Here is an 11,488-nt window from a genome sequence, read left to right on the forward strand (position 1 = left end):
GCTCGATCCGGGCGTGACGCTGCAGATCGACGATCAGCCGCCACTGCCCCCGCAGCGATTCAGGACCTGCCTCCCGACGGGTTGCGTCTCCGTCTTTACCGTCGATCGGCCGACGCTTGCAAAGCTGAGGGGAGGCTCGGTGCTGAAGCTCAATGTCACGACGGACGCCGAGACCCCGCTGAGCTTCCCGGTGTCGCTTCGCGGCCTGACCGCGGCGCTCGACCGCATGGTGGCGTTGAGCGCAAATTAGAGGTACGCGCTGACCAGCTTTTGGCCGTGATGAGCGACATGACGCGCACGCCGGCCGCCGCGACAGAGTATTTTTTGGACCCGGCACCCAAGGGGCATGCCTGAAAAAGCGTTCAACCTCCGGTTGGATTATCGACAACCGCTATCCGAACCGGCCATGATTCTGGGCATATCGGCCCACTGGCTTGCGATTTTCTGTGCTTTCCCACTGAATGGGGCGTCCGGATACAACCGCAGCGAGCCGAAGTTATGTGCTATTTTTGCTACATCTCGCAGCCTTGTTGCCCAAAAGGGCTATTTAGCGCCCTCTAAATCAATAATCGCTCACACATTCCGTGAATTTGTGGATAATCCACCGACGGGCAGGCCTTGGCTTGGTTAGCGCTCTGAAAAAGGACGCTGGGGAAACGTTAGGGTGGGATTATGAATACGACAAACATGTCGGCCATAGGCAGGCGCCTTGGTCTGTTGATGGCGGCCACCATGCTGACCTGCGGGGGCGCTCATGCGCTTACGCTCAAGGAGGCGATGGCTGTCGCGGTGGAATCCAATCCCGAGATTGGACAGGCGATCGAAAACCGCGAAGCAATCGAGTTTGAGTTGCGGCAGGCCAAGGGCCTTTACCTTCCCAGTGTCGATGTCGAGGGATCGGCTGGTGTTCGCCGGCTCGACAATTCCTCCCGACGCTCGCTGTCGATAGAGGACGATTCGCTCTATCCGGCGGAAGCGAATCTGGTGGTGACCCAGAAATTATTCGACAGCGGAGCTCGTCGCGCGGAATTGAACCGCCAGGCATCGCGCGTCGACGGAGCGTCGTTCCGGGTGCTGGAACGGTCCGAATTCATCGGGCTGTCCGTTGTCCAGGATTACCTCGAATACATGCTGCAGGCTTCGATCGTTTCCGAAGCCAAGAAGAATCTGGGTTTCCATCAGGCGATACTCGGCGACATCCGGCAAGGCATCTCAGGCGGGGCGCTGAACGAGGCCGACCGCCAACAGGCCGAGGAGCGTCTGTTCGCGGCCAAGGCCCGCATGCAGGAGGCGACCGAAGAGCTGGAAGCCTCCAAGATCCGGTTCTTCAAGACCGTCGGCAAGCCGCTGGTCAATGCTTCGCGGCCGGGTGATGTCGCCGCCGCGCTTCCGCGGTCACTGGATGACGCGATCGGCCTGGCACGACAGAACAATCCGCGCGTTCACATGGCCACCAGCGATATCGACGCCGCGGCTTCCCTGGTGGATGCGGCCCGGGCGAAATATGGCCCTGAAGTCATTGCTGAAGGTCGGGCCAGGGCAGGCACCGACATTGACGGCGACGACGGGGACACCAATGACCTGCAGGCGCGTCTGGTGCTGCGTTGGAATTTGTATCGCGGCGGCATAGACAAGGCCAATGAACAGGAGCAGATCCGCCGCGCCAGCGAGCAGCGGCTCGCCTATCATCAGGTCTTGCGCGAAATCGAGGAAGCCGTTCGCACCTCATGGGATCGCCGTTTCCGGCAAGCCGATCTGGCGAAGACCCTGAGGCAACAGGCCGCCGCCAATGAAAAGCTGGTCGCTTCCTATCGCGAGCAGTTCAAGGTTGGACAGCGCTCGCTGCTCGACGTGCTCGACGCGCAGAATACGCGGTTCAACACGGCAACGCTGGCGGATACCGCGTCCTACGCATCGCTGTTTGCCCAGTACCGGCTCCTGGCCGCGACCGGACAGTTGCTGAAAACGATGAATCTCGAGCCGGCAAAGCAAGCGACAGCCTATGCTCGCACCGAGTTTGCAACACCGGAAACCGCGGACACCGAGACCTATGCGCGGACGCCATCGGAGCAGAAGAACGACCTGCCATTCGATATCCTCGCCCCGGTGAGGAAGAAATAAGACGACGCAAGGTCCAGCGAGCGTCCTGACGGGCAGATCGTGAACCAGCAACCCAATATCCTCTCTCCCAAGGAGGCGTTCAAGGCCTGCTTCTCGGCCGTTGCCGGATATCTCGGCAGGCCGAGCGCGGAGACCGTGCTGTTTGCCGGCGTGCCGCTCTCGGACACGCGAATTGCGGCCGACGATATCAGGCACCTTGCCGAACGCATCGGCCTGGAAGTCACCGAGTTCAATCACCGCGATTTTCTCAGGGGGCGTATCGACCTGCCGGCAATCGTCTTTCGCGTCAGTCAATTGCCGGTTGCCCTGCTCGCTCTGGGCGAAGACGATGCTTATATCACCGCGCCCCAGGAAGACGGCCGCACCACGATCGGCCGATCGGAACTGGCCGCCAGCTACATCAGCGGCGGCGCTTCCTTCTCGATCACCTATGCCAATGCCGCCGAGACCATGTCGGTCGGCTCGGCGGCCAGGATCGAGCGGAGACATTGGCTTACGGGGACGATGGGCGCTTTCTGGCGCACCTACTCAAAAGTCGTCCTGGCGGCGGTGTTCATCAATCTGCTGGCCATAGCCTCGCCGATCTTCACCATGAACGTCTACGACAGGATCCTGCCGAACAAGGCAATATCGACACTATGGGTGCTGGCTCTCGGCATCGGCGCGGTCATCCTGTTCGACCTGCTCTTGAAGACGGCCAGGGCCTCCCTCATCGACTATGCCGGGCGCAAGGCGGATCTCCGGATATCCTATCTGCTGTTCGAGAAAGTGCTGAACTCGTCGCTGTCGGCGCGCCCCGGCTCGACCGGTGAATACGCAAACAGGGTCACGCAATATGAATTCGTCAGGGAGTTCTTCACCTCCAACACCATAAGCGTGTTCATCGACACGGCATTCGTCTTCGTCTTTCTCCTTGTGATCTATGCGATAGGCGGATGGCTGGTGATCATACCGGCGCTGGCCTTCGTGATGTCCGTCATCGTCGGCCTGATCACCCAGCGCCGCATCGGCAAGCGCGTCGCCGCCTCGATGAACGAAGCGTCGCAGCGCCAGGCCCTGCTGGTCGAATCCATCTCGACGCTGGAGACCATCAAGTCGCTGCGCGCCGAGGCGTATCTGCTGCGAAAATGGGGAGAGCACTCCAAGAACGCCGCCAACACGTCCGAGAAGATCAAGCAGCTTTCGGCGGCGGCGGGCAACATCACCCAGTCCATACAACAGCTGGTGACCGTCGCCCTGGTCGTGGCCGGCGCCTATGCCTTCTCGGAAGGGCATGTTTCGACAGGAGCAATCATAGGAACGGTGATGCTGGCGAGCAGGGCCGTGGCGCCGCTCGGCCAGATTGCCATAACGTTGTCCCGGTTTCGCCAGGCCATGCTCTCGCTGAGAATGGTGAACTCGATCATGGCTCAGCCGGAAGATCGACCCGACACGGTGGGCTTCGTCAACCGCCCCATCCGCAAGGGGGCGATGGTGTTCAGGAATGTCGGGTTTGTCTATCCAGGCTCGGAAAACGAAGTTCTGACCGGCCTGAATATCTCGGTCAAGCCGGGTGAGCGGATCGGCATCATCGGCCGCATAGGATCGGGAAAGACGACGATGGGGCGGCTGATCGGCCGGCTCTTCCTGCCGACTTCCGGTGAGCTGCTGCTGGATGGGATCGACATTCGCCAGTATCACCCGTCCGAGGTTCGCGCCGCGGTCGGCATCGTTGCGCAGGCCGGCGACCTGTTCTCGGGCACCATCAAGGAAAACCTCCTGATGGCATGCCCCGAGGCTACCGACGAACAGATCATCGAAGCGGCAAAGGCGGCCGGCGTCGACGATTTCGTTTCACGCCACCCGCGCGGCTACGACATGAATGTCGGCGAGCGCGGCACCAATCTTTCCGGTGGCCAGAGGCAGACGGTGGCGATCGCACGCCTGCTGCTGACCAAACCGAAAATCGTCTTTCTGGACGAGCCGTCGGGCTCGATGGATCTCGCATCGGAACGCCAGTTGATCAAGCAGCTCAAAGTCGCCTTCGACCGCGACACCACGCTGATCGTCTCGACACATCGCTTCAGCATGCTTGAGCTGGCCGACCGCCTGATCGTTATCGAACAGGGCAGAATCGTTGCCGACGGACCGAAGGACCAAGTCATACAGGCGTTGCAGAAAACAAGCGCCTGACAAAACAGATATTGCTGCATCCAATGCGTTGGGGCGTGGGAAATGCTTGCCAGAGAAGATCGACCGCCGCTGTTTGCGTCGGCGTCCATATTCATCATCGGAGCGCTCTTCGTGGTCTTCGTCGCCTGGGCGTCCTTTGCCGAAGTCGATGAGATCGCACGCGGCGACGGCAAGGTCATACCCGCTTCCAAGACCCAGATCATTCAGGCGAGTGAAGCCGGTGTCGTTCAGGAAATCGCCGTGACGATTGGCCAGGTGGTCAAGAAGAACGATCTCATCATCCGCCTGGACAACACGCTCAACACGTCCAGTCTCGGCGAGCAGCAGGCCAAGGCGCGCGCGCTGGAAGTGCGCATAGCAAGGCTGAAATACGAACAGGCCGGCAATCTCTCGGGCCCATTTCCGTGCCCGCAGGACATCCAGTCGGTCGCTCCGCAAATCTGCGACAATGAGCAGAAGCTGCTCATCGCCCGGCGCGGGAACTTCGACAACAAGCTGTCCGTGCTCAAGTCACGCCTTGACCAGCGCGAGAGGGAACTGGCCGAGGCGCAGGCCAATTCCGATCGTCTTACAAAGAACCTGGTCGTCAGCGACCAGGAGGCAAAACTGGTCGACGCGATGGTCAAGAAAGGCCTGATGGCAAGGACCGAGCAGCTCCGGGTGGAGCGCGAACAGACCGAGCTCAACGGCCAGCTGAACCTTGCGGGCGAAACGATAAAGAAGATCAAATCGTCGATCACGGAAGCCCAGCTTCAGGTCGAGGAACTCGGCCTGCAATTGCAGCAGGAGGCGTTGGACGACCTTACCCAGGCGCTGGCGGAGCTTTCGGTGGTGGATGAGACCATAAGGGGAGCCACCGACAAGGTCGCGCGCACCGATATCCGTTCTCCCGTGGATGGCATCGTCAACACGCTGGAGCTGAACACGGTAGGCGCCTTCGTCCAGCCTGGCGCCGTCGTGGCCGGCATCGTGCCGACCTCCGAGACGTTGCTGGTGGAGGCTCGGGTCTCGCCACGGGATGTCGCGTTCATCCGTCCCGACCAGGTAGCCCTTATCAAGGTCACCGCCTATGATTTCTCGATCTTCGGCGGTATCGAGGGCAAGGTCTCGAACATCACAGCCGACAGCCTGGTCGATCAGAAAACGGGGGAACCCTACTATCAGGTGCGTGTGGCGACTGACAAATCCACCCTTCAAAGAGACGGCAAGGCCTACTCGATCATCCCCGGAATGATCTGCTCGGTCGACATCAAGACCGGGCGCAAGACGATCCTGCACTACCTCCTGAAGCCGATCAACAAGGCGCGCGAGGAGGCGATGAGTGAGCGGTAGCGCCAGCCCTCATCATTCCGGTCGCGAGCGGCTGCTGCCTCCAGTCGCCGCCGAGGATTTTGGACTGGAATTTCGGGTTGTGGCGCGCGGCGGCATCCGGCGCGGCATCCGTCTGGAGCGGGCATTCTGGATGTCGCTGAAGCAGATGGCCGAAAGCAGGAAGTGCACGATCGGCATGCTCATCGACGAGATCGCCGAAAGCCAGGCACAGACAGGCAATTTGACATCCGCGATCCGGGTGGCCTGCATGCGTGGGTTGGGAGACGAAAACCTGACCCTGCGAAGGCTTGCATCGATCAACACCATCAACGCCATACTGGTCGCTTGCCCGTCTCCGGCCTTTGCCCTGGCTTCGTCGAAGAAGATCCTGTCGTTCAACGCGCCGTTCCAGCAACTCGTCAAACGTCAATTGCCGATCGCCCCAAGCGATGACGCACGGCACGATCTCAAGCTGGCGCTGGACCTCAATGTGGCCGACATCTTCGCGCGGCTCGATGCCAATGGCGAATCGCCGGTGGCCACCGGTTTTGTCATCGGCGCGGGCGACCGTCGATACCGGGGACAATTGAATGCGGTGCGGGCTCCGGTGCTCGAGCCGGAGCTGCTGATGGCGTTCGTCTTCGGCGGCTAGAGCAGTTCACCGTTACACTTACCGGAGTTGCTCTGCATGCATCGCCAATGCTGGCGAACCTATGGCTGAAAGCCTTCGCCGGGTGCGACGGTTGCGAAACCGCCCTTGATGTCGGCCATCTGGGCTCCGCCCGGTCTTGAACCGTGGATCCAGGCCCGGTCCGTGCTGAACGAATAGAGCGGAACGTAATCCGGAAGATCGCTGTCACGCACGACAGTGTTGCTGAGGCTGTCGAGAATGAAGGTGCCGCTGCCTGTGCTCACCGACAGCACTGCGTGAAAGAAGCCTCTCTTGCGATCCTGGAGGACGACAAGCGCCATGCTTTGCGTGGGAATGCCGGCCCTCAGCAGGGCTGTCATCTTGAGGATGGCAAAATCCTCGCAATCGCCGGCTCGCCGCTCGAGAATCTCCGAAGGCTTCGCCCAATAGTCGAGCTTGCCGTAGACGACGCTGTCTTTCCTGTAGGCGATCAGGCGATTTACGCTGCTGTTGACGAAGGACAGCTTCTCGCTGAACCCCTTGCCTTGTGCGGCGGCGATCATGCCGGCAAAAGCCGCGCTCTTGTGCTCGCAGGGGCTGCCTGCCGAACAGGCGGCGATTGCCCGGTAGACGGGCGCCCAGCGAGCCGCGACGGGAAAATTGCGCATGGACAAGGCAACCGATCCGAAGACCCCCGGAATGATCGACGCGGTCTGCAGCGGATCTATCCCGGCGTCATCTCGCGCCGTTGACGAGCCATCCCCGCGGCCAACATCTGGGCCATAGCTGCCGGTGACCAGACCGATCCGGTAAGCGCCCGCAGGCTGCCAGGGCTGAGGCCTCGTCAGCGAAACACCGCCGAGAGAAGGCGGCGTTTGAATATTCTCCTGAGGCCAGCCGGGTGCGGCTATATCGCTCGCAAATGACGGCCCCGCCAGGCCGACAAGCCCGATTGCCAGCAGGAGCATCTGGAGCCGGGTTTTTCCCGGAACTGATTTTTGCTTTTTCATAACGCCCACCTTTGACTGTGGACGCTACCAATCTTGTCTCAAATTATTGGAAAGGAAGGTGGATAAATATCCAGCAACTGTCTTTATCCATTTTACTTAAAATTTTATTCAAATTTATACTTTGGTTTACCGGAAAAATGCCGGCCAGCTATCCGTCAAGGAGGTCTCCAGAAACCTACATATATCAGGTTATATTGTTGCGGTTTACCACGTGTAAAAAATGCCGGGCAATGCATATCATAATATATGAAATAGATTAGGGGGCAGTTGCAAAGTAGAAGTGGCCGCTGTCTCTATCCGGTAAATATCGGAGGGGTTTCAGCCATGACGAACAATATCGAGTTGGACAGCTTTTCGGCTTCCTTGAACGAGCATTCCGTGTCCAATGAACACGGCGATCAGGCATCACCGGCGGAGATCCGGGTCGCACAGGCAAATTCGACGCAGCCCGCGCCGGCAGCGTCCGAACCGGTGCCGGTCGATGTCGGCGGCGGAGCGCCTGCCAAGCCGGAAGCCCCCGCGGAAGCAAAGGCACCGCCGGCAGCCGCGCCGCCCGAATATGTAGCCGACGCCAGCCATGTGGTGAGGCTTCCGGCCAACGCTTCCATCGACAACATCAAGGTCGACGGCCAAAACCTTCTGCTCGAACAGGCCGACGGCTCGGTGATCGTGATCAAGGACGGCGCCCTCAACGTGCCGACCTTCATCATCGGCGACGTCGAGGTGCCGCGCGTTGCGCTGCTGGCAGCGCTGGAAGCCAGCCATGTCGATGTCGCCTTCGGCGCCGACGGTTCCATGTCGGCCGGTCCTGGCGGTTCGAATTCAAGCGCAGGCGGAGATTTCTCGGTTCCCCCCGGCGGTATCGGCGACGGGTTCGACCTGTCGGCACTGCTGCCGCCGACTGCCTTGCAGTTCGGACTCCTGGAGCGGCGCGAACTGTTCCCGTCCATCGTCGACAGGCAGGTTTCAGTGACGGCCACGTCCTTGCTTGCCCCGACCGAAGCGGCCAGTGAAACCGGCCTCAATGGCGGCCAGACACAATCTCCCGGCAGCGACGCGCCAAGCAACGCCGAGACCTCCGGCATCGGAACGATCAGCATCGACGCGCCGGATGGAATTGGCTCGATCGTCATCAACGGCGTCACCGTCACCGGCGTCGGCCAGCAGATCCCGGGCGATTTCGGCTTCCTGACGATCGTCTCCTTCAATCCGAGCACCGGTGCCATCGAATACAACTACACGGTGACCGAATCAGTCGCTCATCCCAATCAGACGAACGGATTCGATCCCAACGACACGGTTCCGGACAATTTCAGCATCACAGTCACGGACGTTGACGGCGATTCGGCCAGCACCACCTTTGCCGTCGCCATCGTCGATGACGTGCCGACGGCGGTTGCCGATACCGACAGCATCGCGGCCGGCCAGTTTGGCCCGGCGACAGGCAATGTACTGGTTGGCGGAACAGATGCCGGCGACGCCAACGCGACGGACGGGGTTGCCGACACCAAGGGCGCCGATGGCGCAACTGTGGTTGGCGTGCAGGCCGGCAACACCAACACCGATGTCGACAATGCGGCCACGCTGAACGCGCCGATCCAGGGCAGCTACGGCACGCTGACACTGCTGGCGGACGGCTCCTACAGCTATGTGCGCGCTGCCGGCACGCCCGGCGGCGTCAACGATGTCTTCACCTACACGATCAAGGACGGCGACGGCGACACCTCGCACACCACGCTGACGATTTCGATCGGCAACTCGACGCCTGTGATCACCGACCTGACGCCGGAGGCCATCGGCGGCGACGTCGTCGTCAACGAGGCGGCGTTGAATATCGGCACGCCGGGCGGGCCTGGGTCCGATCCGGCAAGCACGGCCGAGACCGGCGCCGGCACCTTCACCGTCTCCTCTCCCGACGGCATCAACTCACTGGCGATCGACGGCAACGCCTTCATTACCAATGGCGTGTTCACGGCGGGCTCCTTCACCACCGCATTTGGCAACACGCTCAATGTGACGGCTTACAATGCCGCTACCGGCCAGGTGAGCTACATCTATACGCTGCTCGACAATGAGGCGCATGCCGCCGTCCAGGGCACCAACGACCTGTTCGAGAACTTCACCGTCACGTTGACCGACCAGGATCTGCAGAGCGCCAACGCCACGCTCTCCGTCAAAATAGTCGACGATGTGCCGGCGGCAGCGAATGAAGCCTCGCAGGCGGTTGCGGAAGGTGCTCCGGTGGTGACGGGAACACTGGACTTCGTCGCTGGTGCCGACGGCGCGACGGTGACGCATGTCAACGGCACGCCGCTGATCTTCAATGCCGGCACGGGCTACTCGCAGTCGATCGACATCGGCGCCGGCAGCATCCAGGTGAAGGCGGACGGGTCCTACGCGTTCACGCCGGATGCCTCGGTCGACAACAGCTCGGGTCCGGTTGCGGTCAACGCCACCTATACGGTGACGGACGGCGACCTCGACACGTCGACGGCCAACATCGCCTTCACGATCACCGACGGCGCAGGCCCGGTTGCTGGGGCTCCGATCACGCTGGCGCTTGACGACCAGAACCTGAGCGACGGCTCGACGCCGGCCGGTCCGGACTCCGCCTTGAACTCGATCACCTTCACGCCGGGCTCGGATGCGATCGCCTCGATCGCCTTCGGCACCGATTTGAGCGGGCTGAACAGCGCCAACCTGACCTGGACCCGGGTGTCGGACACCCAGGTCGTCGGCAAGGACGGCGCCGTGACCGTGGTGACGCTCGATCTGTCGGTTGCCAACAATGTGGCGACGGTGACGGCGACGCTGAACAACAACTACGATGCCCATCCCGGCATCAATCTCGACGACTTGGTCAATCTGGGCCAAGTCGGCGTGGTTGCCACCGATAGCGACGGCGACCAGGCGACCGGCACGGTCAATGTGACGGTGTCCGACGACGTGCCGACGGCGAGTTCCGATATCGATGTGGCGCAGTCTGGCCAGACAGTTGTGGGTAATGTCGAGACCAACGATACGGCCGGCGCCGACGGCATCGCCTCGATTGCCTGGACGAATGTTGCGGGCAGCACGGTGACAGGCACCTATGGCGTGCTGACGGTCGATGCCAATGGCGGCTACAGCTATCACGCCAACCCGAACGCGTCGGGCGTCGACATCTTCAACTACACCATCACTGACGGCGACGGTGACACCTCGCCCTCGACACTGACAATCACCGTGTCGAGCGGCACGCCGCAGCCGGTTGCGGTAACGCTGACGGTTGACGAGGCAGCGCTGGACACCAGCACGACAGGTGACGACATCGACCATGGGACGGTGACGGGCACGAACCCGTCCAGCACGGCCGAGACTGTTACGGGAACGCTGACGCTCGGCGATCCGGACAGCCCGCATGTAACCAACATCGCCGGGGCCACGTCATCGGCTGTCGGCGGCAGCCCGGTGACTGTGCAGGGCACCTACGGCGTGCTGCAGATCGATCAGGACGGCCACTATACCTACACGCTAACCACGCCCTTCACGACGGCGCCTGCTACCGACAACGGCGCCGCGACGGAGCCCGGCAAAGACATGTTCACCTACACGGTGACCGACAGCTTCGGCAACAGCTCGACCTCGACCATCTCTGTTGACATCATTGACGATGTGCCGACGATCTCTGCGCCTGGCGCCAGCAACTCGCTGACGGTCGACGAGACGGTCCTCGCGACCAACGACACGCAGAGCTTCGCCGGTGCCTTCACGTCGAGCTATGGCGCCGACGGCGCTGGTGCGATCACCTATGCGCTTGGCTTCAATGCCGGAGCGACCGGTCTGGTCGACACGGCGAGCGGCCAGGCCGTGGTGCTGAGCCTCGAAGCCGGCCAGGTGGTTGGCCGTGCGGGTATTGGCGGCGCGATCGTGTTCACGGTCACCACCGATGCGTCGGGCAATGTGACGCTCGACCAGCAGCGTGCGGTCGTCCATCCGACGGCCAACCCGAACGAGCCGGTCAGCCTGAATGCCGACAATCTGGTGACGCTGACGGCAACGATCACCGACAAGGACGGCGACAGCTCGGCTGCGACGCTCAACATCGGCCAGAACCTGACCTTCCTCGATGACGGCCCGACGATCTCTGCGCCTGGCGCCAGCAACTCGCTGACGGTCGACGAGACGGTTCTCGCGACCAACGACACGCAGAGCTTCGCCGGTGCCTTCACGTCGAGCTTCGGCGCCGACGGCGCTGGTGCGA

7 protein-coding genes are annotated in these 11,488 nt (G+C 61.6%); 6 read left to right on the plus strand and 1 reads right to left on the minus strand.

What is annotated here, in order from left to right; genetic code table 11:
- The 5 genes from EN893_RS05275 to EN893_RS05295 all read left to right on the plus strand — a co-directional run.
- A partial coding sequence (locus EN893_RS05275) for an invasion associated locus B family protein (protein WP_206640085.1) occupies positions 1-250 on the plus strand: 250 nt, incomplete at its 5' end.
- Positions 251-672: 422 nt separating this feature from the next.
- The gene (locus tag EN893_RS05280; RefSeq protein ID WP_127267769.1) at positions 673-2,121 is read left to right on the plus strand and encodes a TolC family protein; all 1,449 of its coding nucleotides are present in this window, start codon (positions 673-675) and stop codon (positions 2,119-2,121) included.
- A 39-nt stretch (positions 2,122-2,160) separates the two neighbouring features.
- On the plus strand, positions 2,161-4,293 hold the full coding sequence (locus EN893_RS05285) for a type I secretion system permease/ATPase (RefSeq protein ID WP_127271964.1): 2,133 nt from the start codon (positions 2,161-2,163) through the stop codon (positions 4,291-4,293).
- A 42-nt stretch (positions 4,294-4,335) separates the two neighbouring features.
- Positions 4,336-5,625, plus strand: a complete 1,290-nt coding sequence (locus EN893_RS05290; protein ID WP_127271967.1) for an HlyD family type I secretion periplasmic adaptor subunit — start codon at positions 4,336-4,338, stop codon at positions 5,623-5,625.
- Positions 5,615-6,256 carry a ribbon-helix-helix domain-containing protein gene (locus tag EN893_RS05295; protein ID WP_127271969.1) on the plus strand — a complete coding sequence of 214 codons (642 nt, stop codon included), beginning with the start codon at positions 5,615-5,617 and terminating at the stop codon, positions 6,254-6,256. Before EN893_RS05290 ends, EN893_RS05295 begins: the two co-directional genes overlap by 11 nt.
- A gap of 59 nt (positions 6,257-6,315) precedes the next feature.
- Here the strand turns inward: EN893_RS05295 and EN893_RS39010 are convergent, their stop codons facing one another.
- Complete coding sequence (locus EN893_RS39010) at positions 6,316-6,903, minus strand: transglutaminase-like cysteine peptidase (RefSeq protein ID WP_236383472.1); 588 nt, start codon at positions 6,901-6,903, stop codon at positions 6,316-6,318.
- Between the two features lie 666 nt (positions 6,904-7,569).
- Here EN893_RS39010 and EN893_RS05305 point away from each other — a divergent pair.
- Positions 7,570-11,488, plus strand: a 3,919-nt coding sequence (locus EN893_RS05305; RefSeq protein ID WP_206640086.1) for a DUF5801 repeats-in-toxin domain-containing protein, incomplete at its 3' end; no start/stop codon positions are given.

Source organism: Mesorhizobium sp. M7A.F.Ca.CA.004.04.2.1, assembly GCF_004022825.1.
Taxonomy (GTDB): Bacteria; Pseudomonadota; Alphaproteobacteria; order Rhizobiales; family Rhizobiaceae; genus Mesorhizobium.

Bases quoted from the DNA above. Each gene is read 5' to 3' on its own strand.
- EN893_RS05280 (WP_127267769.1), top strand. From the start codon at position 673: ATGAATACGACAAACATGTCGGCCATAGGCAGGCGCCTTGGTCTGTTG.
- EN893_RS05290 (WP_127271967.1), top strand. From the start codon at position 4,336: ATGCTTGCCAGAGAAGATCGACCGCCGCTGTTTGCGTCGGCGTCCATA.
- EN893_RS39010 (WP_236383472.1), bottom strand. From the start codon at position 6,903: ATGCGCAATTTTCCCGTCGCGGCTCGCTGGGCGCCCGTCTACCGGGCA.